The organism is Novosphingobium sp. G106, from assembly GCF_019075875.1.
GTDB lineage: Bacteria > Pseudomonadota > Alphaproteobacteria > Sphingomonadales > Sphingomonadaceae > Novosphingobium.
Map to the genome: position 1 here is coordinate 1 of NZ_JAHOOZ010000004.1, position 25,095 is coordinate 25,095.

36 protein-coding genes and 4 pseudogenes are annotated in these 25,095 nt (G+C 64.2%); 14 read left to right on the forward strand and 26 right to left on the reverse strand.

Annotated features, from left to right (window positions below):
* Window positions 1-229: 229 nt before the first annotated feature.
* From KRR38_RS33720 to KRR38_RS38125, 5 genes are all read left to right on the forward strand, one after another.
* Window positions 230-526 (forward strand): helix-turn-helix transcriptional regulator, encoded by a 297-nt coding sequence (locus KRR38_RS33720; RefSeq protein ID WP_217408141.1) that lies wholly within the window; start codon window positions 230-232, stop codon window positions 524-526.
* Complete coding sequence (locus tag KRR38_RS33725) at window positions 501-722, forward strand: hypothetical protein (protein ID WP_217408142.1); 222 nt, start codon at window positions 501-503, stop codon at window positions 720-722. The genes KRR38_RS33720 and KRR38_RS33725 overlap by 26 nt, the downstream gene beginning before the upstream one ends.
* A gap of 563 nt (window positions 723-1,285) precedes the next feature.
* Window positions 1,286-1,513 (forward strand): transglycosylase SLT domain-containing protein, encoded by a 228-nt coding sequence (locus KRR38_RS36810; RefSeq protein ID WP_254515894.1) that lies wholly within the window; start codon window positions 1,286-1,288, stop codon window positions 1,511-1,513.
* Window positions 1,514-1,731: 218 nt separating this feature from the next.
* Entirely contained in the window at window positions 1,732-1,995 is a 264-nt protein-coding gene (locus KRR38_RS36815; protein ID WP_254515930.1) for a DUF2726 domain-containing protein, read from the forward strand.
* A 1,443-nt stretch (window positions 1,996-3,438) separates the two neighbouring features.
* The gene (locus tag KRR38_RS38125; RefSeq protein WP_375293501.1) at window positions 3,439-3,576 is read left to right on the forward strand and encodes a hypothetical protein; all 138 of its coding nucleotides are present in this window, start codon (window positions 3,439-3,441) and stop codon (window positions 3,574-3,576) included.
* A 753-nt stretch (window positions 3,577-4,329) separates the two neighbouring features.
* Here KRR38_RS38125 and KRR38_RS33745 read toward each other — a convergent pair.
* The 12 genes and pseudogenes from KRR38_RS33745 to KRR38_RS33795 all read right to left on the reverse strand — a co-directional run bounded on the left by KRR38_RS33745 (window position 4,330) and on the right by KRR38_RS33795 (window position 9,663).
* A complete protein-coding gene (locus KRR38_RS33745; RefSeq protein WP_217408143.1) occupies window positions 4,330-4,917 on the reverse strand; it encodes a hypothetical protein in 588 nt (195 codons plus the stop codon).
* Window positions 4,917-5,132 carry an AAA family ATPase gene (locus KRR38_RS33750; protein ID WP_375293502.1) on the reverse strand — a complete coding sequence of 72 codons (216 nt, stop codon included), beginning with the start codon at window positions 5,130-5,132 and terminating at the stop codon, window positions 4,917-4,919. The genes KRR38_RS33745 and KRR38_RS33750 overlap by 1 nt, the downstream gene beginning before the upstream one ends.
* Window positions 5,133-5,239: 107 nt before the next feature.
* The gene (locus tag KRR38_RS33755) at window positions 5,240-5,554 is read right to left on the reverse strand and encodes a hypothetical protein (RefSeq protein WP_217408145.1); all 315 of its coding nucleotides are present in this window, start codon (window positions 5,552-5,554) and stop codon (window positions 5,240-5,242) included.
* Window positions 5,554-5,706, reverse strand: a complete 153-nt coding sequence (locus tag KRR38_RS33760; protein WP_217408146.1) for a hypothetical protein — start codon at window positions 5,704-5,706, stop codon at window positions 5,554-5,556. The genes KRR38_RS33755 and KRR38_RS33760 overlap by 1 nt, the downstream gene beginning before the upstream one ends.
* A 55-nt stretch (window positions 5,707-5,761) precedes the next feature.
* Complete coding sequence (locus KRR38_RS33765; RefSeq protein ID WP_217408147.1) at window positions 5,762-6,070, reverse strand: hypothetical protein; 309 nt, start codon at window positions 6,068-6,070, stop codon at window positions 5,762-5,764.
* Window positions 6,027-6,554 (reverse strand): annotated as a pseudogene (gene mobF / locus KRR38_RS38130) (MobF family relaxase). Before mobF ends, KRR38_RS33765 begins: the two are co-directional and overlap by 44 nt.
* Window positions 6,529-6,924 (reverse strand): annotated as a pseudogene (locus tag KRR38_RS33775) (relaxase domain-containing protein); the annotation flags it as partial. The pseudogenes mobF and KRR38_RS33775, both read right to left, overlap by 26 nt.
* A 452-nt stretch (window positions 6,925-7,376) precedes the next feature.
* The gene (locus tag KRR38_RS36820) at window positions 7,377-7,868 is read right to left on the reverse strand and encodes a type IV secretion system DNA-binding domain-containing protein (RefSeq protein WP_309141253.1); all 492 of its coding nucleotides are present in this window, start codon (window positions 7,866-7,868) and stop codon (window positions 7,377-7,379) included.
* A gap of 49 nt (window positions 7,869-7,917) precedes the next feature.
* A pseudogene (locus tag KRR38_RS38135) lies at window positions 7,918-8,229 on the reverse strand (type IV secretion system DNA-binding domain-containing protein); the annotation flags it as partial.
* Window positions 8,230-8,352: 123 nt separating this feature from the next.
* A complete protein-coding gene (locus KRR38_RS33785) occupies window positions 8,353-8,769 on the reverse strand; it encodes a type IV secretion system DNA-binding domain-containing protein (protein WP_217408151.1) in 417 nt (138 codons plus the stop codon).
* A gap of 89 nt (window positions 8,770-8,858) precedes the next feature.
* Window positions 8,859-9,392 (reverse strand): hypothetical protein, encoded by a 534-nt coding sequence (locus KRR38_RS33790; RefSeq protein ID WP_217408152.1) that lies wholly within the window; start codon window positions 9,390-9,392, stop codon window positions 8,859-8,861.
* Window positions 9,382-9,663: a CopG family transcriptional regulator gene (locus KRR38_RS33795; protein ID WP_217408153.1), complete on the reverse strand. Its 282-nt coding sequence runs from the start codon at window positions 9,661-9,663 to the stop codon at window positions 9,382-9,384. The genes KRR38_RS33790 and KRR38_RS33795 overlap by 11 nt, the downstream gene beginning before the upstream one ends.
* A 421-nt stretch (window positions 9,664-10,084) precedes the next feature.
* Here KRR38_RS33795 and KRR38_RS33800 point away from each other — a divergent pair, with 421 nt between their 5' ends.
* Entirely contained in the window at window positions 10,085-10,570 is a 486-nt protein-coding gene (locus KRR38_RS33800; RefSeq protein ID WP_217408154.1) for a hypothetical protein, read from the forward strand.
* Between the two features lie 3 nt (window positions 10,571-10,573).
* Here KRR38_RS33800 and KRR38_RS36825 read toward each other — a convergent pair whose 3' ends face one another.
* From KRR38_RS36825 to KRR38_RS33810, 3 genes are all read right to left on the reverse strand, one after another.
* Complete coding sequence (locus KRR38_RS36825) at window positions 10,574-10,861, reverse strand: SLOG family protein (protein ID WP_254515895.1); 288 nt, start codon at window positions 10,859-10,861, stop codon at window positions 10,574-10,576.
* Entirely contained in the window at window positions 10,858-11,544 is a 687-nt protein-coding gene (locus KRR38_RS33805) for a hypothetical protein (protein ID WP_254515896.1), read from the reverse strand. Before KRR38_RS33805 ends, KRR38_RS36825 begins: the two co-directional genes overlap by 4 nt.
* 107 nt (window positions 11,545-11,651) lie before the next feature.
* Entirely contained in the window at window positions 11,652-12,101 is a 450-nt protein-coding gene (locus KRR38_RS33810) for a DUF736 family protein (protein WP_217408155.1), read from the reverse strand.
* A gap of 812 nt (window positions 12,102-12,913) precedes the next feature.
* On the opposite strand from KRR38_RS33810, the gene KRR38_RS33815 reads away from it, so the two are divergent.
* From KRR38_RS33815 to KRR38_RS33835, 5 genes are all read left to right on the forward strand, one after another.
* Window positions 12,914-13,063 (forward strand): hypothetical protein, encoded by a 150-nt coding sequence (locus KRR38_RS33815; RefSeq protein WP_217408156.1) that lies wholly within the window; start codon window positions 12,914-12,916, stop codon window positions 13,061-13,063.
* Window positions 13,064-13,154: 91 nt separating this feature from the next.
* Window positions 13,155-13,616 carry an MbcA/ParS/Xre antitoxin family protein gene (locus KRR38_RS33820; RefSeq protein ID WP_254515897.1) on the forward strand — a complete coding sequence of 154 codons (462 nt, stop codon included), beginning with the start codon at window positions 13,155-13,157 and terminating at the stop codon, window positions 13,614-13,616.
* Entirely contained in the window at window positions 13,613-14,128 is a 516-nt protein-coding gene (locus KRR38_RS33825) for an RES family NAD+ phosphorylase (RefSeq protein ID WP_254515898.1), read from the forward strand. The genes KRR38_RS33820 and KRR38_RS33825 overlap by 4 nt, the downstream gene beginning before the upstream one ends.
* Before the next feature lie 98 nt (window positions 14,129-14,226).
* A complete protein-coding gene (locus KRR38_RS33830) occupies window positions 14,227-14,709 on the forward strand; it encodes a hypothetical protein (RefSeq protein WP_217408157.1) in 483 nt (160 codons plus the stop codon).
* A 15-nt stretch (window positions 14,710-14,724) separates the two neighbouring features.
* On the forward strand, window positions 14,725-15,939 hold the full coding sequence (locus tag KRR38_RS33835) for a DUF1173 domain-containing protein (protein ID WP_217408158.1): 1,215 nt from the start codon (window positions 14,725-14,727) through the stop codon (window positions 15,937-15,939).
* Window positions 15,940-16,035: 96 nt separating this feature from the next.
* Here the strand turns inward: KRR38_RS33835 and KRR38_RS33840 are convergent, their stop codons facing one another.
* The 7 genes and pseudogenes from KRR38_RS33840 to KRR38_RS33870 form a co-directional block, all read right to left on the reverse strand.
* Window positions 16,036-16,347: a type II toxin-antitoxin system RelE/ParE family toxin gene (locus tag KRR38_RS33840; RefSeq protein ID WP_217408159.1), complete on the reverse strand. Its 312-nt coding sequence runs from the start codon at window positions 16,345-16,347 to the stop codon at window positions 16,036-16,038.
* Window positions 16,344-16,599: pseudogene (locus KRR38_RS33845) on the reverse strand (antitoxin). Before KRR38_RS33845 ends, KRR38_RS33840 begins: the two are co-directional and overlap by 4 nt.
* A 55-nt stretch (window positions 16,600-16,654) precedes the next feature.
* The gene (locus KRR38_RS33850; RefSeq protein WP_217408160.1) at window positions 16,655-16,855 is read right to left on the reverse strand and encodes a hypothetical protein; all 201 of its coding nucleotides are present in this window, start codon (window positions 16,853-16,855) and stop codon (window positions 16,655-16,657) included.
* Window positions 16,852-17,457 carry a DUF6927 domain-containing protein gene (locus KRR38_RS33855; RefSeq protein WP_217408161.1) on the reverse strand — a complete coding sequence of 202 codons (606 nt, stop codon included), beginning with the start codon at window positions 17,455-17,457 and terminating at the stop codon, window positions 16,852-16,854. The genes KRR38_RS33850 and KRR38_RS33855 overlap by 4 nt, the downstream gene beginning before the upstream one ends.
* Window positions 17,458-17,532: 75 nt before the next feature.
* Window positions 17,533-17,820: a hypothetical protein gene (locus tag KRR38_RS33860; RefSeq protein WP_217408162.1), complete on the reverse strand. Its 288-nt coding sequence runs from the start codon at window positions 17,818-17,820 to the stop codon at window positions 17,533-17,535.
* Window positions 17,820-18,188 (reverse strand): DUF3768 domain-containing protein, encoded by a 369-nt coding sequence (locus tag KRR38_RS33865; protein ID WP_217408163.1) that lies wholly within the window; start codon window positions 18,186-18,188, stop codon window positions 17,820-17,822. The genes KRR38_RS33860 and KRR38_RS33865 overlap by 1 nt, the downstream gene beginning before the upstream one ends.
* A gap of 135 nt (window positions 18,189-18,323) precedes the next feature.
* Window positions 18,324-18,698 (reverse strand): hypothetical protein, encoded by a 375-nt coding sequence (locus tag KRR38_RS33870; protein ID WP_217408164.1) that lies wholly within the window; start codon window positions 18,696-18,698, stop codon window positions 18,324-18,326.
* Window positions 18,699-18,720: 22 nt separating this feature from the next.
* Here KRR38_RS33870 and KRR38_RS33875 point away from each other — a divergent pair, with 22 nt between their 5' ends.
* Window positions 18,721-19,047, forward strand: coding sequence for a hypothetical protein (locus KRR38_RS33875; protein WP_217408165.1), 327 nt, complete (start codon window positions 18,721-18,723; stop codon window positions 19,045-19,047).
* Between the two features lie 69 nt (window positions 19,048-19,116).
* On the opposite strand, the gene KRR38_RS33880 is transcribed toward KRR38_RS33875, so the two are convergent.
* The 4 genes from KRR38_RS33880 to KRR38_RS33895 form a co-directional block, all read right to left on the reverse strand.
* Entirely contained in the window at window positions 19,117-19,494 is a 378-nt protein-coding gene (locus KRR38_RS33880; protein WP_217408166.1) for a hypothetical protein, read from the reverse strand.
* 22 nt (window positions 19,495-19,516) lie between these two features.
* Window positions 19,517-19,945 (reverse strand): hypothetical protein, encoded by a 429-nt coding sequence (locus KRR38_RS33885; RefSeq protein ID WP_217408167.1) that lies wholly within the window; start codon window positions 19,943-19,945, stop codon window positions 19,517-19,519.
* Window positions 19,946-19,953: 8 nt separating this feature from the next.
* Window positions 19,954-20,865: an ArdC family protein gene (locus KRR38_RS33890; protein WP_217408168.1), complete on the reverse strand. Its 912-nt coding sequence runs from the start codon at window positions 20,863-20,865 to the stop codon at window positions 19,954-19,956.
* Between the two features lie 149 nt (window positions 20,866-21,014).
* Window positions 21,015-23,117, reverse strand: a complete 2,103-nt coding sequence (locus KRR38_RS33895; protein WP_217408169.1) for a ParB/RepB/Spo0J family partition protein — start codon at window positions 23,115-23,117, stop codon at window positions 21,015-21,017.
* Window positions 23,118-23,702: 585 nt separating this feature from the next.
* Here KRR38_RS33895 and KRR38_RS33900 point away from each other — a divergent pair.
* Both KRR38_RS33900 and KRR38_RS33905 read left to right on the forward strand, forming a co-directional pair.
* Window positions 23,703-24,734, forward strand: coding sequence for an oxidoreductase (locus KRR38_RS33900; protein ID WP_217408170.1), 1,032 nt, complete (start codon window positions 23,703-23,705; stop codon window positions 24,732-24,734).
* Window positions 24,735-24,874: 140 nt separating this feature from the next.
* Window positions 24,875-25,078 carry a hypothetical protein gene (locus tag KRR38_RS33905; RefSeq protein WP_217408171.1) on the forward strand — a complete coding sequence of 68 codons (204 nt, stop codon included), beginning with the start codon at window positions 24,875-24,877 and terminating at the stop codon, window positions 25,076-25,078.
* Window positions 25,079-25,095: the final 17 nt, after the last annotated feature.

Consider the following 25,095-nt stretch of genomic DNA (forward strand, 5'->3'; position numbering starts at 1 on the left):
GTTCGGATTGGAATCTCGTCACAATGACCTGCTCCGCGAATTTCGCGAGCATGCTGCCGCACAGCTCGGCCGTCCGGTCAGCGTGGCCGAAGCCATGCGAGTATGCATCTTTATAGTCACTGGCGAGTAACGCCTCCAAAACAGTGCAAGTCCGGGCTTTTCGCCTTCTTGGCAAGGACATGCACCCTCTCCTGACCGGCCGCGCCGGATCTTTGCAGAGGGGAAACAGATGCTCGACGCTGGTCAACTTGTTGGCTCACTCCATACGGAAGTATGCATGATGGAAGGGCACCTGCTTGGTTCGTATCGACAGCTCATCGCTCACGAGATCGACCGCCGGAAACTCACTATCACGGCGCTGGCCAAGGAGACCGGCTACAATCGCCGGAGCCTCAAGCGCATGATCACGGGTGCCCGGGAACTGCGCGCGCGCGACATCATTGCGATCTGCGCCGCGGTCGGTGTCGACCGAGTGGTCGCCCCCCATGCGCATCGAATGCATGGGCGGGGGGCTGTTCTACTATGACATCACCTTGCAGGTTACGCTGAGCCTGATCAAACCCGTGGTGAACCGGATCAACGAAAGCGCCACTGCGGCGATCGAACCACTGACGAATGCGGCGCAGAACCAACTCGCAAGCTGGATAGCCGACATCGTCATTCGCAATCAGGAGCGAGATTTACGCAGGCGGAGATCGGCTACTGATCTGCCGCGGCTGTGAGGGCAGCCCGATGCTTCGTTCGACCAGTCCTATCGTTCTTGCTGTGGGCGCCGCCTGCATCGCGGCAGGGTCGCCAGCCTGTGCCGGAGATCTCCCTGCCCGTGCGCGGATATTACTGGCGCGGTTGGGTAGGGGGCCAGTGCCTGATCCACGACCAGCGGCGGGAGACGGGACTGGGGTCGCAGTTAGAAGAACAATTCGCCGATTTGGGCGACAACAAGAACGCCAGCTCTAATGGCACCGACCCCACTCTCGGATCGTTTCTTCGCGCGTTCCCGGCCTTCGCATCCCCGCCTGGATGCGCGGCGCGCCCCCTGCAGGCGTTTCGGGCGCTTCAGGAAGCGCGCTGGCAATAGACGGTGACTGTGCGCCTCGTCCCTACATCCCGTCGAGCCTGCTGAGACGGAGCGCGGAGGAGCGCCGCCGCATTCTCTATCCCGTCGTTCGCTCTGTGGCCTGCGAGGCGGGCCTACCGAGTGGCCTGATGGACGCCTTGCTGATCCGAAAGCCGCTACAACCCGCTGGCGACGAGTCCCAAGGGAGCGTTCGGCCTCGGCCAGTTGATGCCCGGGACGGCGGCCCAGCTCGGCGTCGATCGGTACGATCTGCGCGACAATATCGCGGGCGCGGCGCGCTACCTGCGCCAACATATCGGTGAATTTGGTCAAGTACCCCTCGCGCTGGCAGCCTACAACGCAGGCCCAGCCCGGGTTCGCAAGGCCTGGCGCATCCGAGGATCACTGAAACGCAAATTACGTGCGGCAGATCCTCGTGAACTGGCGAACTCTTGAACTCGAAGCTGCGCCGGCGCTCAGACCGCGCCCAATTGCGGCAAAACGATCGTCGCTTGTTGCGAGGTTCCCATGAATTCGAACGCGATGCACCGCTCAGCTCTTTCCTGGGCAGAGCAATTCCTTTGATTGTTTTGGGCGGCGTGACAGCGATCCTTGTGGCCTGGCTAAAGGGGAACGGGGGGTCAGGTCCTCTCGCGCCAGTAGCCAGGCCGCTCATGACACAGCGCGAGCGAGCAGTGCTCGTTCAACTCGAGCGCATTCTCCCGGCGTATCGAATTCATGCCCAGGTGGCGATGGGCGCACTTCTGAAGGCGCCAGCACGACCGGGCCGACGGTCGCACCATTCCGATCGCAACGCCTTTGCTCAAAAGATCATCGACTTTGTGGTTGAAGATCCTGCCACGGGCCGGGTTGTAGCCCTGGTAGAGGTCGATGGCCGAAGCCATGATCCCAGCAGAGACGGGCGCGCGATGCCATGACCGGCACTGCGGGCTATCGGACGCTGCGCATCCCCGCCACGCGCGCGGGCGACTTTCGATGAAGTGCTCAAGTGGTCGGAACACTACGCGATGACGAGACTTCGCCAGGATCTACCGGTAGTCGCTACGCCCCGGCCGCAAAGTCAGCTCACCCTGCCGCGCCGCGCGTGCAGATTTGGGCGTCTGCCGGCCGAGCAGGCATTTGGATCGCCCCATGAGCGTATAAACCGCATGGCGCTGTGCACCGCGGTTAAGATGATCGACAGCGAGAAACCCTGATAGTGCCGACGCAGCAGGCCAGCTTTTGACCAGCTCGGTCACGGCGCGGCTGAGCTTGGTCTTTCCTGAGGCGCGGATCGGTCACGCACTTCATCTTCGACCATTGCGGAGCGCTTCTGCAGGATCGGCCGGTAGTCGGCCCTCGCATTCAGCTCAGCCTGAACCCTCACAGCCAGCGCCAGCGCTGCCGTCCAGTGCTCCGATCGGCGTCAGGGTCGCTCAGCCAATCCCGCAAGGGAACCAAAGGCATTATCGCTACACGGAAGGGGCCTGCTGCCATTAGCGTGCGCGACATCTGCGATCAGGTGAGTAACATGAAGGCGTAGCGCGGCCGCGTGCTGACTTGGCGAGCTCATCGAGCAGCAGCGAAGGTCGCTGTTTTGCCTGAGGGGAGGCTGGATCCTGCTGGCAAACATAACGGGGATAAATTGAGCACGAAAAATGGATCATGTGAATCCCAAATCGTCATGTTTTCCCGCATTTCTGCGCCTTTCTCCGCTTTGTCGGGGGTGACACTGCCCGGGGTCAAGTGTCATTGAAGCTGGGTTACTGAGGCCAGAGGATCTCCTCCGCTCATCATTGCCGCCCTACGCAAAACGAGGCTCTTGGCCCTCGACGGGAAAAGGCTCGGTTGGGCTCCGGGTAAGTGTCACTGAGACAGCTTCTGCCCTGGCCCCGGCGAGCGACCCCTTCCGAAATCGTCTCTGTCTGGGCCATAACGGGCGAATGTTCGCGGGAACTCGCGGTAGCGAAGAAACGTTTTTGTGTCAGCATCATATCGCGGCAAAGACTCAGGACTGGCAGCCCTGAAGAGCCTTTGCAGCACCGCCGGCACCCGGTCCATCGACGCCCACATGGGGCCAAAGTGGAACGTCGATGTTGCACCCGTCCGGCGGGTTTAGACTTCATCGTCGATCGATTTCGGCATAGATCGCGCTGCGTGTCCCCATCCCCTGACCCGCAATCTTGCCGCGATCTGCCCAGCCCCGCTGCCTGTCCGGGAGCCAATGAGCCGGCCGGACATGACCTTGTCCGTGCTAGGCGCGATGCATCCGAACGGTGACGGCAGCAACCGCCTGTTCGAGATAGCCCTCTGCGTTCCAGAGCGAGGCGATTGAGCTGCTCCCCGAGCCGAAGAATAAGCACGACGCCTCTGCGGTTGCGGTGGTGAGCGCACGCGGCATCCAGATCGGTTATCTGAGCGCGGAACGCTGCGGATGGATCGGCGCCAAACTTCGTTACGGCGAGGACCTGCGCGCCGTGTTCCAGTCGAGGGTCAAGGTGGCGCACTCATTCGGGTGAGCTTTTCCGGCGAGGATCCGATCCTGCCCGAGCCGGCCGAAAAAGCGCCGATTTGCGGGGACGAGCCAGACGACACCTTCTATCCCGACGAAATCCCGCCGGACGATTTCTAGACCGGCAGAGCCAGCGCTAGGTTCTGGCCACTTCGACCGATCAAGTTCAGGTTGATCCGCACCGAGGCCTTCGTACCGGGCGACCAGGCCGCCGCCTTCGGGACCCTGGCCAAGTCGTTACGGCCATGATCACGCTTGGCTGATCCGGCTCTTACAAACGCTCTTGCCCGCGACCCAGCTCCGCAAACTCGCCCTGCCCGCACTGCCCCCGCAACGCAGTCGCCATCGCGCCTCTCACCTGGCATGCCGAGGTCGTCCGACAGCGGCCCGGGATCGAGAAGGCCTTGCCGCGCCCCGACAACAGAGCTTCCAACCCGCAGTTCGCCCGACGGTCTCGAGCGCGGACGACTTGTTTCCGTGGTTGCTCTCCAGCTGCCGCGCGAGCTTGTGCGCGTCGTCGGTGAAGAGCCGCACGTCGGACCGCTGCCGCGTAAGGTTCGCCAAAAGGACCGCGCATTCGACAGGTTACGCTCGGCCGAACCCATGACGGCGAATACAGTCTCGTTGGTGATGCCCTGCGCCATATGCGTGTTGATAGCATAGGCAAGATCGATCCGTTTGAGCATGGGATCGCCTGCGCGAAGGGTCTGCTGATCGCCGCTCGCCAGTCGCACCACGATCTGGTCCCGGTCGACCTTCTCTACCCGCGCGATGGTCGCGTTCCACATCTCGCGGCTTTGTCGTTAGCGGTCCAGCGGATTGTCTCACCCTCATGGACGCGGATCGTCTTGTCATTCTTGAGCTGCAGGCCGTCGCGCCGGTTCATGGGATCGAATTTTGCAGGATCGATGCGGTTCCGGCGGCCGCGTTCATCACGCAGGCCAATCCTGCCATTCGCGTAGATCCGCTCGATCCGGTAATCGCCACGATCCAGGCCCAGGCTATTCCGAGGATGCGCTACCTCAAGAATGCGCGCGTCCTTCCAGAAATGCGCATAGCGCAGCGCCTCGTGGGCAACGTTGACGCGCTCACGCACCGTAAGCACGCGGCCCTCACCGGTGAGCGTTCCTTCTGATCTTAGCCCATCCTGGATGATCTCGTTGGCGCAGCCCGCCCTTCCCGGCTCGACGGCAATAGCGTCGTCGTCGCCCGATCTTCTGGGACAAGCGCCAGCCAGGCTAGGCAGCATCGAGCACCCGATCATCGGACTGAACCACGCGTTCGCCGAGCAACTCGATCGCCGCGCGCGCACCTGCCCCAGATCGGCGAGATCGGCGACGGCGCGCATCAGCGAGGCTGCTGGCGCATGTTGGTGTTGACGGGTAGGTGGCGGTAATTCGTCACGCCAGTCCGCGCCTGCATGACCGCGAAGGATTTGCCGGCCTCGATCGCCGAAAGCTGCTTGCGGTCGCCGACGATGGCGAGGCGGCCGACCTCCATGAGATTGGCAAGGGCAGTGAGCTTGTCCATCTGCTCGTTCGAGATCATCCGAGGCCTCGTCAAGATGAGATAGGTACCTGGAGTTTGTTCTTACCGGCATACGCGCTGGCCGAATTCTGGCCGCTCAGGAATATTCACGTGGGAATAGGAAGCTGTGCACCGTCAGCGCCTCAAGGCCCGGTGTCGGCGCTCAGATCCGCGACCATCTTGTTCTGGAAGGCGAGCGCTTTCGCATCGCCTTTGGTATCTGCGGTGAGCAGCATGGCTTTCTTGCCACGCGCCGCGGGGCCTGCTTCGCGCCGCGGCATCGAGCGCCTCGGCGCTACCGGCTGCAGAGCATCGTCGATTGCCCGCTCCGGCACGCCCCTGGACCAGCACGATCCGATTTTCAGACGAGACCATCTGGATCGCAGCGGATAACTGCTCGAGTTGAGCTTCCGCTCGCCGGCTAACTCCGGTTTGGCGGCGGCGGCATCGGCCTGCATCAGCGGCCGCGCCTGCCCCACGCCGACTCCATCGCGAGCAGGATCCACCGTTCCTGCCGCAATGCTTCGCGCGTCGTCACGAGATCGATGGCGCCGTCGTAGCGTTCGGATTTCTCGGGGATCAGTTCGCCCTTCTCGGCAAGCTGCGCCATGCGCCGCTCGACCTTTCGTGGGTCACACCCTTCAGGCCAAGATTGAGCGCGGTCTTCAATACGTCATTGCTGCGGAATGCCGCTTCGCGCTCGGCGAGGATGCGAATGGCGCTGGCGACAGGCAAACTGGGTGCGCGCGCGGTCGAAGGCAGCAGGGGATGCGCGCGAGCCCCTGGTCGACGAGCGGATCGTGCGGCCGGCGCAGAGGGTCGGCAAGCCGCGAGCGTGCATCGACGACCGCGGCGCCGACAGCGATCGCGCCGCGTTCCATCCTGCCGCTCCGCTCGCGCGAACGGTCGAGCGCCGCTGCAAAGACCTTGTCACCATTGTAGTCGTAGGACTTGGCCTCTTGCCCAGCGCGCACCAAGCGCCGCGCGGTCGCCGGCATCGAGCTTGGGATCTCGCGTGCGCGGCGTTGCCTCGAGCAGGCCCTCGCGCGATTTGATGCCGAGCGCTTCGGCCTTGGCCTCGATGTCCTCGCGGCGTTTGGAAAAACCGTCGATCGCCTCGCGGTTCACGCCGACTATCTCGAAGGCGCCGTGCTTGCCTGCAAGCCGCGTGGTGTAGCCCAGCTGCTCGATCTTATCACGCAGGGCGGAATGATAGATCGCGGCCAGCACAGCGTTGGCCTTCCACATCTCACCGTGTGCCAGGCCCGCCAGCCATCATCGCGAATGACCTCTCCATTTGCCCCCAATCGGTCAGGATTGCGGAGCTGCTTAGGCAGGCGCGTCCAGGTTGGCGACGACAGCGTGAATATGCGCCTGGGGATCGAGCGAACGGCTCGTGTCGTGCGGGAAGAGCGCATGGAGCGAGGTTGCCGTGCGGATCGAGGACGGCTTTGCCATCTTTCTTGATCCGGGCCTCCGCGAGGTTCGCCTCGGCCCAAGCCATGGTCTCCTTGACCGCGGCCATGTTGGCCGCGAGCGGGCGCTTGTCGCCGAAACATAGGCAAGCAGCGAGGCGGATTTCGACATCGAGTAAGTCGGTGCCGTGCGCCCGGTTTTCCTCCTCGCCGACCTGCTTGCCGCCCGGAAGCTTGCCGCCAAGCACACCTTCGAAATCGGTGCGATCGACGGTCCCGGCAAGCCCCAGATCGGCCGCACCGCCGCCCGACCATTCAGACGCCGCCTCAGCCTGCTCAGCCGTGTAGTAATTGTCAGGCGAGTATTTTGCAACACCGCCTGCCGACCGGACGGCGCCCATCGACCTGGTCATGGCTCAAGTCCCAGGCCGTTGTCGATGTCTCGGGCTTCGGCCTCGAGTTCAGCTCCGCCCGCACGGCGATGCTCATCTTCACCAAAATCCATCTGCAACTCGCGCCGAACCTGCCTGGCCGCCGAACTCGCACTCGCTTGACCGGTCGTCCTTGCCGGTCACCTTGGACCGGGTTTCTGCGGGACGCTCGCTCTGCCTCGCCAGCTCCCGGTCCGCGTCGGAACCGGGCCATGCGCTGGTTTTCGAGGCCGCCGCTATCGCGCAGCGACGTGCGAGGCGCGCGTCCCGGCCACGATCGGCTGACCGGGCATCATCGGAGTTCCCTGGCTGATCCTGCCGGGAGATCGCGAAGCGGTTCGCTCGTTCACGGAGGGCCGGGCTAGCGCTTCCTCAATACGGGGCTCGGCTTCGGATGCTCCCTCCTCCCGCGGCCGCCAGAGGGTGCCCTCCCGCTATAGGTCGACCAGGCGCATTTCGCCATCGCGCAGTTTGGCCTCGGCGCCGTCACGGCCTCCGCCCTCTTCGGCCAGCTCATCGTCATCCTCATCGCCGTCATCGAGGTGGAGGCGCGATGACCGGAAGCAGTGGAGGCAGTTCGAACCCCTCGGCGATCGACGGGTAATGGACGTAATCCATCTTGATGTGCGCCACCGGAAGCGCTCAGGGAAGTGGACATGCCCGTGAAGGTTCATCAGGCTGGTGAAGTCGTCGGCGATGACCAGTGAGGATCTACCCTCCTCCTTGGTCGTCGGCGAGATCGTCGAAGCATCGAAGGTCTGGTGCGCGCCGTAGGAATAGGCCTCATCCATCGTGCGCACCTTCTGGAATCCGATGAGCTTCGAGCGCTCCTCGGCGATGTCGCGGTCGCTGGTCCTGAGGATCAATTTCGACCCGTCCGGGCTGATGATGTTGCGCGCGCCGTTCTTCCAGCCAGTAGACTTCACGAAGCCCCGCAGAAACTGTGCACGCCGAGCACGAAAGCGCCGCCGTAGCTGCGCGCGGTTTACGAAGCCCCGAGTGAGGCGCTGGGAGCTGATGGAGCGCGCCGAGTTCGTCGAACACGGAGCAAGTCCGCAAAGTCCGCGTGTGCTTCAGCGTCATCATCGTATTGATGGCGATGTTCATCCACAGCGTGAGCAGCGGACGGGTCCATGTCGAGATCGCGTACTGCGCCGTGATGAAGAAGATTGAGCCCACCTTTTCCTCACGCCGGGTCCAGTCGCGGATCGAAAACGGCGACCGTTCTCGGGCAGGAAGCGCGCGGTTCGCCGTAGGCTTGAGAACGGCGCGGATCGACTGCGCCATGCGCGCCGCGTCGGGAGGAAGTCAGCGGATCGGCGACGGTACCCTTGAGCCGTGCGTCGATCCGCTTGGGCAGGCTTCAATAATTCGTCCGACAGCGCCTTGTTGGTCGCAGGCCCTGCGCCTTCAATTTGACGCACATCCTGACGAAAAGCATGCGCCCCGCCTTCTCCCAAAGCCGCCATCGCTGCCATGCTCGGGCGGGATCAGGGCGGAGGCGGCCGATACGAATTCGCTCCGGGTGTCGCAGTCGTTGAACACCGACCAGGTTTCGCAGCGGGCGTCATTTAGGTTGAGAACGTGGTCGCGCTCGGGCTCGTAGAACGCCTCCATGTAGTGGCCGGTTAGATCGAAAATGACGCAGCTGTCGCCGCGCTCGATCGCCTGTTTAACGAGCCCGCGAAGCGCCGTGGTCTTGCCCGAACCCGTCGTGCCGATGACCATCGCATGGCTCTGTTCGTGCCCGAGAGGAAAGGGCAGCGTGCCGAACGAATAGGACGGCACGAGGCCATATTTCTTCCGGTCGATCCACGGCAGCGCCATGGCTTCAGCGACGCTTCAGATCAGGGCAATTGTCATGCGCGCGCTCGCGCAGCCGCGCCGCATTGTGGCGCTCGATCATGCGCCTGAGATCATCGCTCTCGACGAGCTCGACGCCGCGTTCGTGATGATCGGCGAGGATCGCCCTCGCCGCGGTGGCGTGCCCATTTGACGAACCACAATGTGAAGGGTCCGGTCAGCGCAGAGGCGAACAGGAAGCTGCCGATCAGCGAGCGGATGAGCTTGGCCCAGGCAATCTCGACGTCGGCAATATAGGGCACGTATCCCATATAGGTGTGGAGCACGGCGCCGCTTTTCAGCGTCACGTTTACGGGCTTCATATCCGAGAGCCCGATATAGTCCCAGGCGCCGGCGAGCGCCTTCATGCTGATCATCTGGAACTCGTAATTGTCGAGCACGACAGTGAGGCGCGCCCACAGGATCAGCGCGAATAGACCGGCCCAGACGAAGAACGGTACGCGCGCACCGCGCAGCCACATCGACCACTGATGACCGATGAGCTGCGAGCCGCGGGTGAAGTGGCCTGCATTGCGTTTGGCATCGCCGTGCCCCGACCAGGGCCTGGGATTGCGCGGCCTCGGATTACTGGTCCGTTCATTTGCCATGGAACTTCTCCATGCGCTCGTCGACGGCATCGAGGATCTTGTCGCGCAGATCGGGAAACTGCAGGCGCACCAGCTGGTCGAGCACGAGCTGGTTGAACTCGCTGAGTTCGGCGAGCCGCTGCAGGTTCGCCGCCTTGCCCGCATGGAAATCGAGGTATTGCACGACGGCCGCACGAATGTGCTCGGCCTTGGTGACGCCGGTCCCGGCGGAGAATTCCGTCAGGCGTTCGAGAACGTCCTCGGGAAATTTCAGTGAATAAAGTACAGCCATTTGCCTCACCGCTGGGGGCGGGTCGAGGCGGGTACTTCGCAAGGCAAAAGCGAGTTCGAACTACCTAGCCAAAGGGCTCCAATTGTCAAGCCGGAGCGATCGCCCAAAGACTGGCGTTTGCGATCTTACGACGGCTTTTGTCGCCGCATAGCGCCGTAATACAGGCCATAAACTGGTTTGCGATAATATATCTAGGACGCTCATTGGATCGCAAACCCCATGTTTGCGATATTAGGACCGACCAAATCCCCGATATTGCTTGGCAAAGGGCTATCCTGGCTCCGCGCCACCGGTGCATGAGGTGCTGACCTTATAGGGTCACTCCCCCATGGATGACCCTTGACCGATCTGGCGCCGAGATCACCGGGCGTGGCCCTTCCTCGGGCTCCGGTAGGGCTCCTTGCCCGCTTCGGGCTGGAGAGTGCGGCTCTGGAACTCTGTTTCTATTTGGCTACCACTGCGCCGGTCAGACGAAAACTGGAGTGAAGACGTGGCAAGGCCCAAAAAAGTTGGAAACGATCTGCCCTCGATTTGCGCGCAGCGCGAGAAGCTCGAAGCGCAGCTTGCGGAATTGGCGGCGCGGGAAAAGGAAGCGCTTGAGGCGGCGCGCGATGCGGGCCGCCCGGTGCTGCTCGGTGCGCTGTGCAAGGTCAAGATCGGCGAGATGAACCGGCAGGACGCGAAAGCGATTGCCGCCGCAATCGGCAAGCTGGGCGGCGCAGGCGGCGAAATTACTGGCGGCCAAAGCCTAGCCGGTCGAACGCGATTGATCGCGGACACCGAACGCGAAAACACCTGCGGCCCGGCGCGCTTTAGCGTGCCGGGCCGCGCGATTTTTGCGCTGCATCACGATCGTTTATCGCGGGGGCAATCGCCGGCCGGACGTGTCCGGCCGGCGCCGCGCTAGCTCTCAGCCGGCCGCTTGGGCTAAGCTCGCAAAATCCCTGTCCCTCATGATGGTGACAGGCACGCCGGCGTCGCGGCAACGCTCGGCCAAATTGACCTGCAGGCCGCTGCCTTCACAGATGATCGCCTCGACGGGGGCGAGGCGAACAAGCATCTTGTTGCGATCGAAACCGGCGCGGTTGCCGAGGCTGCGATTGAGCCGAAAGTTCACGGTGGGCACGCCCCGCGCGGCGGCCCATGCGGCGGCGATTGCGTCGGTGCCGCTGCGCTGCGCGGTGGTGACAAGCGTCATCGATGGGACGCGCGCCCGGATGCATCGAGCCGGGTCCAGATCGGTTCATGATGCTGCCAGCCTGCCCCGCCCGATACGACGACGACGGGCCCGGTGGGCGCATGGGCTTCGCGGCGCGATGCGCGCGCGCGGCGAGAAAGTCCCGCGCTTCGATCTGCGAGGCGATCAGCGATTTGGAGGTGCGGCTGCCATAGACGGCTGACCAAGGCTGGCCGGTTTCGACGCGGTAAACCTCGGCGGCACGATCGCGCATGCATCCCAAGGCGGCGAGCGCTTCGTGCAGCGATTGGCAATGACGCTGCTTTTCCCTCGACTTCGAGCGCGTGGATTTCTGAAGGGTCATTGATCCGGGCCAGCTCGCCAAGTTCGCGCGCGGCGCTGTCCTCTTCGCGCGCGATTTGCTGCGCCACCTTGTGGAAGGAGTTGACCATTCCCCAAGCAACGCGCGCCGCCATGGGGGCGAGGCGGGTATCGCAAAACAGGGCGAACAGATCGCCGACCATCTGCTCGACGCAGCCGCCGCGCGCGGCCTCGCTATCCGGCATATCGGCGGCGGTCGGTTCCTCGTGGTGGGAAAGCTGGCTCGCCTCGATTTCTGCGGTGAATGCCTGGCCGAAAGTGTCGGCGCTGGTAAGGCTCGCATAGTGTTCGGCGAAGTCGGGGAAATTCGAAAAGCTGCGCATGGGGTTGCCCTTGTCTGGCAAGGTCCGCACCGATTATAAGAGGCGGACCAACGTTAGCCGAGTTTGGTAGAGGCGGGGGAGATTGACCCTCCCCGCCTCGTCTCCATTCAGTTCGGGAAACCGGCGAAAGGATCGGTTTCGATCTCGCGGCCGGTAGTGCTTTCCCCGAGGCCATCGCCCTCGCTTTCGCCCTCGTCCCCGCGTACCGGCGCGGCCTGTCCGAAGTCCTGCCGCGCACGGCGACGGGTCCACGATACATTGTAGCCGCCTTCGGGGCCGGAGTTGCCGAACAGGGCAACATCGAGCGGCTTATCCATCTTGGGATCGTCAATGCGGCCCTGATAGAAAACCTCCCCCGTGGTGCGCGCCGTCTGCTCGAACAGAGCCCCGACCCGAACCCAGCTATTTCCGCTGCGCGCCATGATCTCGTACTTGGGCGCGCGGGGGTTGTTGCTCTCGACGGGCGAGAGACCAATCACATTGTTGAAGGCGAGGCATTCGATCTTGCCGATCAGAGCGCCATTTGCATTCGGACGAACATAACCAATGTTAGCCATGATATTCACTTTCCAGATACTAGGGCGGTGCCCGTTTGACTTGCCAAGCGGCGTTTCCGTCTTGACCATTACTTAATAGCGCCGCCCTCAAATTGGGTCTATCTCATTGATTTCTTGACAGATTTGCCCATCATCTCTGGTGAGCCGGAGCATCAAAATGCGGTGCGGTAGCGCGCAAACAAGCCACGCATGGCCGCAAGGCCATTCCGCCCTGGTGCGGACAAGCGAAACGCCTGCCCGCTTGTCCATCACCTCCGGAGCCGCCGTCGCAGTCCCCAAGGAGCACGTGCGGGATGAGCGAAGTCAAAAGACGTCGCGCTGAGCCCTAGGGGAGCTAGCCCATCCCCCGCCGGCCGTCCGCCAAAGCGGACGAAAGCCGGCCGGCGGGGGATGGGCTAGCGGACCTTGGGCTGAGGCAGCTTTTGACTTTGCGCCCGCACGTGCGACGCCGGGAGACTGCGATGGCGGCGTAGGAGGGGATGGATAAGCCTGCGCGCGCCCACACGCGGAGCCGGACGTCCTCGTCCGGCGGAGCCCTTCCCCCCTTCCCTCATGCGTTCGTGACCCGAATGGGCGAAGACAGACCGCAGGGCTGGCTTCGTGAGCTTAGGTCGGGGTCGGCCGCATGGCCGGCGCCGGCCTTAGCGAATAGAGCGCGGTCCCGGCCGGCGCAGCCGGGCGGGGAGAGGCCATCCCTCTCCCTTACCCGCGCTTGCCAGACCAGATGCCGCGAACCATGTTGTATTCGAATGGTTGGAGACCGGGCCATGCCAACGCAAAACGAACCGCCTGCCAGGCGTGAGGCCACTGGCATGACGACGAAGGGCCGCGCTTCCCTGCGGGCGACCATCCGTCATGTGCAAACCCGCAACGCGGATGTCGATCTGGATGAGCTCCAAAGCCTCATCGATGAGGAAGTGGCTCAAGCGCGCACATCGTTCTGGACACAGACCCGCAAATAACCGGAGGCACGTGGACATCGGTCAAGCGGCTCCTTGCCAAGCCGGGCACACTGTCCCATATTATGTCCACAAATCGTCCGAGCAATGGGACATGCCAACTGCCCCCGGAACCACTGCCAAGCGTAAGGCGACCGGCATCATGACCAAGGCCCGCACTCGCGCCGCGAAAGCGCCGCCTCAAGCAATGGCGGCCGGTGCGGCTTTCGTAACCCACTTCATCGACAAGAGCGGCATCGTCGATGTCGACCAGGTCGCCGATACGTTCCGCATGACGAAGAACCAGTTGGCCGAGACAGTTGGCCTCGGCGTCGCCACCATGAGCAAGGCCGAGCGGCGGACCGCACCCCGGACGCAGTCCCGCGTTCGCGAGATGCTCGAGATCCTCTCGCGCATTCGCGAATGGGCTGGCGGCGAGACCCAGGCGATGGCCTGGTACCGCGCGCAGCCGATCCCGGCGCTCGATGGTCGAACCCCGGAGGCGCTGGTCAAGGCCGGGGAAGCGGGCGCGGTCCGCGACTATCTCGATCATCTGGCGCTGGGCGGCTTTGCTTGAGATTTGCTCACAGGTGCTACCGCGGCCACGATCCGATGTGGTCGTTCTCGCCGCTGTCGGGAGATGGCGCGGCCAAGACCGGCGGCCGCTTCAACCGCAGGGGTGAGCCCACACTCTACCTCTCGCTCGACATCATGACGTCGTTTGCCGAATGCACGCAGGGGCTGACCCAGCGCCTGCACCCGCTGACCATGTGCGAATACGACGTCGACTGCGAGCCCGTTGCGGACCTGCGCACCGATGATGGCCGATCAGCGCACGGCGTATCGCTCGAAGATCTCGCCTGCCCATGGCTGCGCTATCAGCGCAGCGGACGCGACGCGCCCTCGTGGCTCGTTGCCGATCGACTCAAAGCCGAAGGCTTTGCTGGGCTGATAGCGCCCAGTTTCGCGCCCGGCGCAACCGCAGATAACCAAAACCTCATCCTTTGGAGCTGGGGACCGGACCTTCCGACCCGCGTTATCGTGTTCGATCCGGGCGGACGCCTGCCAAAAGACCAGTTATCCTGGTAGTAAAAAGTCATTTTGGACTTTGATATCAACTCAGCGCCTTGCGGGCCGCCAGCCAATCAATTTATGTATGACGCCGCGATTACTACCAGGGGATTTCGATGACGATGGAACGCTGGCTCGACGGCATCGACGTCGATCTAACCTTGCTCGAAACACGTGACGATCCCGACGAGCCATGGACCCGGCGCGCGCTCGCTGGGACCAGCGTCGGCGTAGATCCGATGGACGCCTATGAAGGCGCGCAAGAGCTGGTCGAAGCGGTCCGCCTGATGGTGGGCGGGAACCTTGAAGGCAAAGCCGGCCTTGCCCGTATCCTCGGGCGGGATGGCAACGACTATCAGCGCAGCCTCTGGTATGCGGTCGCAGGCCGCGGCGCGCTTTGCGTCGCCGCTGACCTGCACTGGCTCACGGGGATCCTCGCGACGCGCGCAGAACTGTGGCTCCGCCGCCGGGGCCAGGACCAAAATGTCGTCAAGCGGCCCGATCCTTACGTGACCGACGGTCCCGAAGGACCTGTCGGCCAGTTTCAGGCATCCTTCCGGCTCGGCGCGCACTGGGACGGCATCGCCGACCGCCGCTAGAACCGGGCTCTTCCAATGCAGCGATACCAGATGCTCGATGTCGAGATCGGGCCGGACGAAGACGGCTTCGAAACCGTCCTCGCGCGGGCCTATTCGCTTAAGCAAAAGCCGCAGTGCCTGTGCCGCCGGGACATCCCGCTGCCGCTTTACATCGCGCGGCGCCAGAACAGCCACCACCTGGCGCGCTGGCCCGGCACCGGCCCGCGCCATGCACCGACCTGCGATCACTACGAAGCGCCGGACTTCCTGACAGGGCTTGGCCAGGTCCGGGGCTCGGCGATCGTCGAGGATGAGGAGAGCGGCGAAACCTCGCTCAAGTTCGCCTTCCCGCTGTCGCGAGGCCCGGCCCGCGCCGCGCCGTCGTCGTTCACGAATGACAAGCCGTCGGTAAAGACCAACGGGCAGAAGCTGACGATGCGGGGGTTACTGCACTTTCTCTGGGACAAGGCGGAACTCACCCACTGGCATCCCAAGATGGCGGGCAAGCGAAACTGGTTCATCGTGCGCCGCGCGCTGATCCAGGCGCGCCTCGGCTGCAAGGTGCGCGGCGACAGCCTGGCGCGCGCGGTGTTCATCCCCGAGACCTTCAATCTCGACCACAAGGACGAAATCGCCGGCCGGCGTCTGTCGGAGCTGGAACTGGCCTATGCTTCGCCCGATGCGATCATGGTGGTGATCGGCGAGGTCAAAGCGATCGAGCCCGCGCGCTACGGCGAGAAGATCCTGGTGCGGCACCTGCCGGATTGGCCATTCCTGATGGATGCTGACATGGCTCGGCGCTTCCACAAGCGCTTCGCCGTAGAAGAAGAGCTCTGGCGTTCCGAAGAGGCCGAAGGCCATCTGGTCATGGCGGCAAGCTTCGCGGTCGGCGCTTCGGGCCTGCCGCAGCTTTTCGAAATCGCGGTCATGCCAGTGAACCGGCACTGGCTTCCCTATGAAAGCCATGAAGAACGCGCGCTGGTTGCCAAGGCCGTCCAGGAGAAGCGCCGCTTCGTCAAAGGCCTGCGCGTCAACCTTGGCCTCGAGGCGCCGATCGCCAGCATCGCGCTCAAGGACACAGGCGCCGAGGCCGCCGCGATACACCTCGCGCGCAACATGCCGGACCCCGCCTATGACGAGGCGCTAGCCGCGCTGATGCGCACGCCGGGCGTGACCCATGTGACCTGGCGGCCCGGCGACCGCCTGCCCGATGCACAGAGCCGCGTTTATCTGCCGCCGCCGAAGCGCTGAACATCGATTTTCCGCCAAACTACCCGCCGTCGTGGGGTTTGAACTGATCAGACAGCGCCAAGGGCTGCCTGGATCTCAAGCCAATTGCTTTTCCGCTTATTGGAGCCGCGATGCCAGTCTGGCCACGAGGTCCATGCGCTCGTGCAAGATCGCCACAACAAGCGCGGGCGCGTCCTCCCGCTGTAGGCAAAAGATGTAGTGATGTTCGCAGTGTACCATCCGTAAACCTGGATAGAGATCGCTCATCTCCTTGGACGCTCCCGAACCTTTCGCCAATCGTTCGATACCGTGCTTCAGCTTGGCAATGTAACTGCGGACCTGTTCGTCACCCCATTGCTTGCGCGTGTAGCGGACGATTTCCCGCAGGTCGGTTTCCGCCGCATCCGTCAGCACGTAGGCAGCGGTCAAGACAGACGATCCCGGCCCAGTTCCTCGTCAACGATGTCGTCGATGCTCTTGGTCGAAACGCTTCCTGCAAGGCCTTGCGCAATCCGTTCCCCCAGCAGCGTTTTCAGCTGCTGCCAGGCCTCATCACCGGACGCATCTGCGGGGGAACAGGCGTTCCAGAGTATATTGCTTGATCGTCTTGCCCTGCAGGGCGGCCAGCGCTTTCAGGCTCTGATGCTGCTGATCTGTTATGTCGATGGTCAGGCGACTCATTGGCAACCTCATAAATCTACTACAAACCCACATTACCACAAATGTAGGTTTGTTCCTAGGTCACGCTCCCGATAGCGTCACACGGGGCAGTAATCACGGCAACTACGCCCAGATGCGCGATATCGTCCTCAAGCACGAACGGCCTCTGTGGATCCTCGGTGCGCACGACGGCGAAATCTCGGCCCAGCACCTCCGCCATCGTCGCGGCGAGCCGCCATGCGTTTTCGAAAGTGGCATGAACACGCGTGTCTGTCATGGGACGCCTCCCACTGCCGCGCTCGCCGGAACCAGTGTCCAGGCCCGCTCCATCAGCCGCGAGATGCGGTAATAGCCGCCGTTGCGGCCCTTCAGCGCGATGCCTTTGCGGTATTCGATCACCGCGAAAGACTGGCCCTCATAGCCATCCGAAAACCGCATCGGCTCGGCGAGCACCAGCGTGTCCCCGGGACGCGGCCGGCGCCGGCGCGTCAGTGCCAGCTGCTGCCGGCAGCGCGTCCGCCACCCGGCGGCATATTCGCTGTCGGTCGGCCCGAGCAGGTCGAGCACCGAAGCGGGGCACCGATAGTAGCAAGGCCCCATCGATTCCGTCATATCCTTGTACCCGAAGTGCTCGCCGCTCTTCGCTTTGGGGTTCCAGCGAACCAGGCAGACGACGGCGAAGACTGGCAGAGTGCCCTCGGCGTTCCAAGGCTCGGCCGCAGCGTAGTATTCGCTGCCCGACCAGACCGATTTAAGAATGCGAAGCCCGTATTGACGGCCGCCATTCTCATCCGGCGAATAGGTGAACTGGTCGTCGAGATAGGCTTTGGGCGTGGCGAAGCCGCCCATCGCCCAGGTCGACATGAAGAGCCATCCCATGGCTATGTCCTTTCGTTGGTTGTGGTGAAGAGGGCGGCCGCCCGCGGCGCGCGATGATCCGGCAGGCAACGCGCGTCAGGCGCGGCAATGCCGGCAGCCCGATCCCTCGCAGCAGTCGGCCGAGGCGCCGATGTGCAGGATGGAGCCGTCCCGAAACCGCGCCGAGACGCCCAGCGCATATTCCATGGTGCTGCCCGAACGATCGAGCTCGCCGTGCCAATCGCGCTCGAGCACGTCCCAGACCTCGTAGATATGGGCGCCGCGGCTATCGAGAGCAGGAAACGAATAGATGGCAAGGTCCGCGATCGTGACAGCGGATCCGAAGAGCTCGGCGCTGCGGTCGACGACGAGCCGCGCCGACATCAGTAGTCCTCGGGGAGCAGGATCGTCATGACCCGGGTCGTCACCGAAGCGTCGGCGGGATCATCGGAACCATAGTCGAGCGTGAGGTCGTAGTAGTCGATCTTCATCCAGACCGTTCGGCCGCGCAGCTCGACCACGCCAAAATCGCGTTCGGGGCTGTCTTCGGAAAACTGGCAATGCCGGAACGCGGCCATAAGTTCGGCCTGGACCAGCACGCGGTCGGTGGGCGCGCAGCCCTCGCCGCAAAGCGTCTCGAGGCAATTGGACGTGATGAGAACCCTGGCGTTGCGGTCGAGGCCCAGGCGAACTCGATCGTTGAGCTCGGCGATCGTCAGGGTGCGCGCGGCGTCGCTGGCCTGTGTGGCCATCGTCGGTCTCCTTGTCGGAAAGGTGGTAGGGAGGATGAGATCGGCGCTGGGGGTCCTGCCCCCGCGCGAACTTCGAACGAGCCGTGGCTCGCTCATTCCAAGCCCCCTCCCCTTTTGCGCTGGTGTGCGGGCGGCCTAAGCCGCCGCAGGAACCACGTCGCGGGTGGGCGGCAGCTCCAACCAACCGGGCTTCGCGCCTTGGGCGGATGGCAGGCGGTAGCTGTCAGCCTCGTCTTGCGTGAACACGCTGGCTTCCTTCAGCGAGCCGAAGCCGGTCTTGGTATTCCAGAACAGCAGGCCGCACTGCTCGTCTTTCAGCGCGATGACCAAGCGCGCTGCGTCAGGATTGTCGCCGGGGCTCCAGAGATGGACGATCCGGTCTTTGCGCACCTCGAGATAGCCGCCGCCGAAGGCATCGACCCGCAACGGCAATGACGTGTCCGCCCAACCGAACCGAAACGGCAGAGCCGAAACACAGACCTTCTGCAAAAGCCGGGCCACCGAGAACACGGCGACGTTCTCCCCCCTCGACATGGACATTACGCTTGCGGGGATTGCCGACCACCGGAACATGCCAGACGAGCGAGTCCGGACTCGGGAACGAAGGATCTTCGAAGAGCGCGAGCAGACTAGCGAAGGGTTTGTCGGCATCGACGATAGGAAACAGCGCCTGGAATTGCGAGCTGGCCCCGGCGTAGAGCGCCTGCGCCTCGGCCGAAGTGCCCAAACCCTCCGCAAGTTGTTCGGCGATCTCGATGACCTCATCGAGAAGTTCAGCTTCGTGCGCATCGACTTCGAGGACGAAGGCGGCGGTCGTGAAATGGTCGGCCATGATGGGCTCCTTGTGATATGTCGGTGATGCGTGGGCGCGGGGAAGGTGGCGGCCGGCGAAGCCGGTCGCGCCGCGCCGCGCCGTGATGAAGATCGACTAGGCCGCCGCGCTGAGCGGCGAGCCGGCGATGCGGTGGAGGATCTGCCGGATGGCGAGTTCCTGGCGCAGAAGCGCGTCGAGGCAATCGGCGCCGCTGTCCACAAAGGCGTCGTGCTCGGGATTGCTCATGTCGAGCACCTGCGCCGTGGCCCTCAGCACGCCGAGCATGTTCGCGGCCTCGGCCATGACGCGCAGGTTCGTCTGCGCTTCGGCCAGAGGGCAGCTTCCGCTTTGCCGGACGGTCGCGACATAGCGGTGACTCCGCGCGGCGGGATCGATCGCGGTGATCTCGCCCGTCCAGTCGAACGGCCAGGATGCGCCGCTCTGGCGCAGCGGGCTTGCCCGCCACCCGCCGGCGGTCGGTTGATAGGTCATGGAATATCTCCGGGTAGAATGGTCAGGCGGCCGCGAGCTGATCGCTGGCGGCATCGCTGCCGGGGAGCGACTGCTGGCAGCCGAGCGTGGTGAGGAGGCGCGCAAAGCGCGGCGCGATCTGGAGGAGCCAGGCCTGCGCTTCGCCGCGCGCGTCGATCCACTCGGCGCGCCGGCGAAATTCCCGGTCCGACCGCGCGGCAATCCAGACCCAGGCGGCGCCTTGCCAGGTCGAGATGCCGATATCGGCGTGGACGTTGCGCGCGAGCACGCGGTGGCTCCGCCCCCGCCAGGCATGCCGACGCTCGAACGAGGGCAGATGGACGGGCACCTCGCGGTGGATGTCGGCGACGAAGGCCGCATAGGCCGCCGGCCAATCGCGCGGGTCGGCGGGCGCCGGCAGGCCGCGGACGCCCGCCTGGGCGCCCGGCGGATGATAAGCCGATCGCAGCATGACGGGCCTCATGCCGCTAAAGGCAGCGGAGCGGCCGCCGGCTGCTGCGCATGCATCCAGTCCGAGGCTGCCTGCGCCTTGGCGGCCGCGGTGAAGATCGCCCGCGGATCATCGCGCAGCGCTCTCAGCCAGGAAGCGACATAGGCCGCATGATCGGGCCGCGGCGTGTGCGCGAGGCCCAAATCCGCGAGGAGGAAGGCGCTGCCGATATCGGCGACGAGTTCCTCACGCGCGCGGATAGCGAGCCCCTTGTAGTAATCGCGCAGGGTTTCGCGGTCGAGCCGGTGCGCCGCACCGGTCGCATGGGTGATCTCGTGCGCGAGCGTCGAGACAAGGCCAAGGTCGCTCTCGAAGGCATGCTGCTCCGGCATGAAGATCTTGTCGAGATCAGGACGATAATAGGCGTCGTGGAGGCCGTATTCGATGGGAATGCCGAGACCCGCGAAGAAGCCGAGCGCGCCGGCGATCCGATCCTCCATCGGCCGCTCCTCGATGACCGCCTCATCGGGGGCGCCATCGACCTGCGCGCGGTTGAACACGACGAAGCTGCGTGCATAGAACCGCGCCCGGCGTTCGTTCCCATCATCACCGCCGCCACTGGATCCGCTGGCGTCATCCACGCGGTCGATCTTCTTCCAGAGCACGACGTGGGTGCCGGCTGCGCCCTTGCGGACCTGCGCGCCGCTATCCTTCCACTGGTTGTAAGTCGCCCAGACGCCCGAGGTGTAGCCACAGGCTTCGGCGGAGGCCCAAAGCATCAGGCGGTTGATGCCGCTGTAGCGGCGCCCCGCGGCACTGGTCGGGCGCATGACCGGCGCCCCCGAATGATGCCAGGGCATGCGCCACTGGCCCGCGCCTGCCTCGATCGCTGCCGCAATCTGGGCGGTGACGGCGGCGTAGATGTCATGACGTCGCGTCATGGAATGTCTCCTCTTCTAGGCGAGCACCGGTGCTCGCTCGCACCTTTCCCGCTCAGGCTTTTGGGATGGGCCGCTTGGCGGCCTGGATGTTGGGGAAGCCGGGGACCGCCGGCAGCTCGCCGAACGGCCCCCGCACCTGTGCTGTGCTGTCAGGCCGCTTCGGCGATCACTTCCTCGGACAGATGGCCGTCTTCGGGCTCAACGTCAGCGGCCGGCTCGCCGGGCGCGCCCGCCTGCTCGAGTCCATCTTCACCATCGCCGATGAGCTCGGCATCGCAATCGCCCGAGGCGATGGGCCCCTCATCGCCATTGGCGTCGCTCTGCGCCGCACTATCCGCTTCGGCAGGCGCCTTGGCGGTGAAGCGCATCGCCTCGGGAAGCCAGGCGGCCGCGCGTTGCTTGACCGCCGGATCGGTGATCGTGTCGCCGGCGCAGAGCTTCGCTGCCGCCAAAGCGAGCTCGCCCTTTTTCGCGGTCGCGTAGCGCGCCGGCAGTTCGGGATCGATCTGCCCCAGCGCGGTCAGGATCTGGCCCTTCTTGAGGCGGTCGAAGTAGTTTTCCGCGCCCGGCCGCCAATGTGCGGCGACATCGATCTCCATCATGGCGCCGACGCCCGACAGAAATGCGTTGCCGCGCCAGCCCACATCGAGGCTCGCTTTCAGGCTCTGGCTGACCGCGTAAGCGAGCCAGCTCGCCTTGGCCTCTTCGTCGAGACCCCGGAACTCGAGGAAGGCGGTGAAGAGGTCGTCGGCCTGGCTCCATTCGTGCGGCAGCGCGGAGCGGACGGCATCGAGATCGACAACCGCCTGGCTCGGCGGGACCCCGACGAGCCCCGCCGGCTCGAACCGGTCGCCGATCTTGATCGAAAGCCCCGTATCATTGGCCGTGAAGAAGCCCATGCAATCGATCGCCAGCCGGAAGATGACGAGATCGAGCGCCATTGCGGGATCGGTCGCGACATGGAGCGCGAGAACGTCGCGCCGCTCCTTGGCGAGGTTTTCCTCGAGGCTTCGGCTGAAGCCGTCCGTCTTCGCTGTGCCGGCCGAACCGGTGCTGCTGCCGGCCTGGCCCGAAGCGGCAGCGCGGCCCGGTTTCACCGTCGTATAGAGTTGATGGTGCAGCGCAGGCGTGCCGTCCTTCTCGAGAATGAGGAAGACGCCAACATTGGGCTTGTCCTCGTCGCGGATGACCTGGCAGGTCTCGCCCAGCTTGTCGTATTCGGCCGACAGGAGTTCCATTTCGGCTTCGGCCTTCTCGACCTCAGCCTCGTCCTCACTGGTCTCGGCGACCTCGTTCAGCTCATCGATGCGGACCTCGATTTCGTCGAGGCGGGCCTGGACCTCGGGCGCCGGATCGACGCGCGAAGGATAGAAGGGGTGCAGGTCCTTGGTGAGCTCGTAGGGCAGGTACGCCGCGAGCACCGGCGTCACCCAGCCATAGCGACCGCCAAGCGCGGCGATTTCTGCCTCGTAGGCGAGCTTCTTGGTCGCGAGCTCGGTAGCAATCTCGCCGTCGAGCCACATGCCCTCACCGCTGGCGGCGAAGAGGTCGCTCTCGATGCGGCCGCCGCCGGCGCGGTATTCGTCTTCGCCCAGGAACAGGGCGACCGGGTGCGACGAGGCAATCGCGGTCTCGGCGACAGCGCGGCGGATGGTCTGCGCGTTCTGCGCCTGCCAGCCGGCCGACAGGCGCTCCCAGGCGGCGAGCTGACGATCGCGGTCCGCGGTCGCGCAGTAGGCCATGGCGATGTCGAGCGTGATGTCGCCGGCCGCAAGCGCCGCGAAGATCGGCTCGGCGAGGTCCGCAAGGCGCAGGCGCCCCTGGACGTGGCGGACGGTGAGGCCGAAGCGGCGGGCGATATCCTCGGCATCAGCGCCGTCGGTGTCGATGATATCCTTGAACGCGCGGCATTCGTCAGCTGGCGACATGGACTCGCGGATCAGGTTCTCGGCGAGGCTGATTTCTCGGGCGGCGGCGGCTCGGTTGGCGAAGACGCGCACGTCGACGCCGTGATCCTGCGGCAGCTTGCCCGTCTCGATCAGCTGCGCAATCGCGCGGCAGCGGCGCCCGCCCGCATGGACAGCATAGGAAGTCGATCGGCGGGCCTTGATCGCCGTGACGACGAGCGGTTGGATAAGGCCGTGCTCGAGAATGCTCGCGGCCAGCGCATCGAGGGCAAGGTCGCCAGCCGTCTTGCGGACGTTGAGGTCCGACAGCACGAGCGAAGAGAAGGGAACGGTGATGTTTTCCATGAGCGGAGTCTCCGGTGGAGCGTGAGACCCGGATCAGGAGCACTTTATCGCTCAGGGGGTCTCACCCCCCGCCCCGCCCCCCTTCCCTCTCCTGGCGCGCGGCCCGACAGGGACGCTGTGGCGCGGCCCACGCACATACCTGCCATGCTTATAATAAGCTTGTTTACTTCATAACTAACCTAGGTTAGTACATCTTCTCGTAAGGGCGCGCCGAGTCGCGCGGCCCTCCAGGAGATAGAAGATGCACCGCACTTTCCACGCCGTCACCGCGCTCGTCATCGCTTTGAGCACGACTGCCCTGTCGTTCGCCATGACGCTTGCCTGAAATGGCGAGGCCCGGCCGCGGGCCCGCGCGACTTCAAATCATCTAGGCCGGTGGGATAAAAGAAAGGCGGCCAATACTGGCCGCCTTTAGGAAAGAACCTGTCTCATTTCTGAAGCAAGCCCTTCGGGTCGCGAATCGATTATTAGCGCCGTTTGGGAAAAACCCTAGTACAGACACGACGTTAGACTCGCGTTGGCAGATATTTATTTGGGACGACAGGCCAGTCGCTATGCGACCGAGCAATGTGCTAGCGCGCGCCCATGGCGCACGCTTTAAAACAAGTCGGAGTGGGATTGATCGGCTACGGCCTCGGCGGCCGCGTGTTCCACGCGCCGTTTATCCAAGCCACCGACGGCTTGGCGCTGCGCGCCGTGGTGTCCCGCGATCCCGCTAAGGTCCTTGGCAAGCTGCCGGACATGGCGGTCGTTCCATCCGTAGATGACCTCCTGGCCCAGGATGGAATCGATCTCGTCGTCGTATCGAGCCCGGACGCCCTCCATGCCGAGCATGCGATCGCGGCGCTGCGCGCCGCCAAACATGTCGTGGTCGACAAGCCGTTCGCGACCACCCTCGCCGATGCCCGGCGGATCGCCGAGACCGCGGATCGCGCGGGCAAGAAGGTGACGGTATTTCACAACCGGCGCTGGGACGCCGATTTCCTCACGTTGCAGCGCCTGATCGCCGAAGGCCGGCTTGGCCGCATCGTTCATTTCGAAAGCCACTTCGACCGCTGGCGGCCGGAACCCGGGGGAGTTTGGAAAGAAGCGCGCGAGGGCGGGTCGTGGCTCGACCTGGGCCCGCATCTTGTCGACCAGGCGCTTTGCCTGTTCGGCAAGCCCGACGCTGTGACGGCTGACATCGCAACGATGCGCGATGGCGCGCCGGCGCCCGACTGGTTTCACGCTATCCTTCACTATCCGCGGATGCGAGCGATCCTGCATTCCAGCAAGCTTTCGGCCGACCACCGATTGCGGTTCTCAGTATACGGAACAAGCGGAAGCTGGGTTAAGCAAGGCGTTGACACACAGGAGGCGGCGGTCCTTGCGGGATCCGCTCCCGGCGATCGGGATTTGGGTTGCGACCCAGAGCTGGGCATGTTTACTCAAGCGGGTAACCGGGAGCTTCCCATCGCCAACGAACGGGGCGACTACGGGATGTTCTGGCGGCGCTTGGCCCGTGCACTTCAGGGAAATGAACCTAACCCGGTGCCGGTAGACGAGGCCCTGCTCGTAATGGAGGTGCTTCACGCCGGTCTCGAGAGCGCCGTCAGCGGCTCCACGGTCCGGCTGTGACCTCCCCCCTTCCCCACGACCCATTGCGAGCGCGGGAACGGTCATCGGGCGCGGCCGGCCGAACAAGAAAATTCGCCGGCCCTGCTGTCCTGCAGCGATCCCATCTTCTAAGGAACCCCGCCAAATGCGGAGTTCAACAAATGCAGGTCTGGTGTTTCGTCGGCGCGAACGGACTTTGGGCGCTCTGTGGTGACGAGGCTGGCGTGAGCCTGCCGGAGGAACTCGGCCCCTGGACCTTCCTCAAGGTTGCTTCTCTCGATGGCACGGAGAAAGACGAGCTGGAGGCCAAAGCGCTGATCACCGAGCATGGCTTTTGCTGCTTCGATCCATCGACGGTGAGCTGAACTGTTCCCTGGAATGG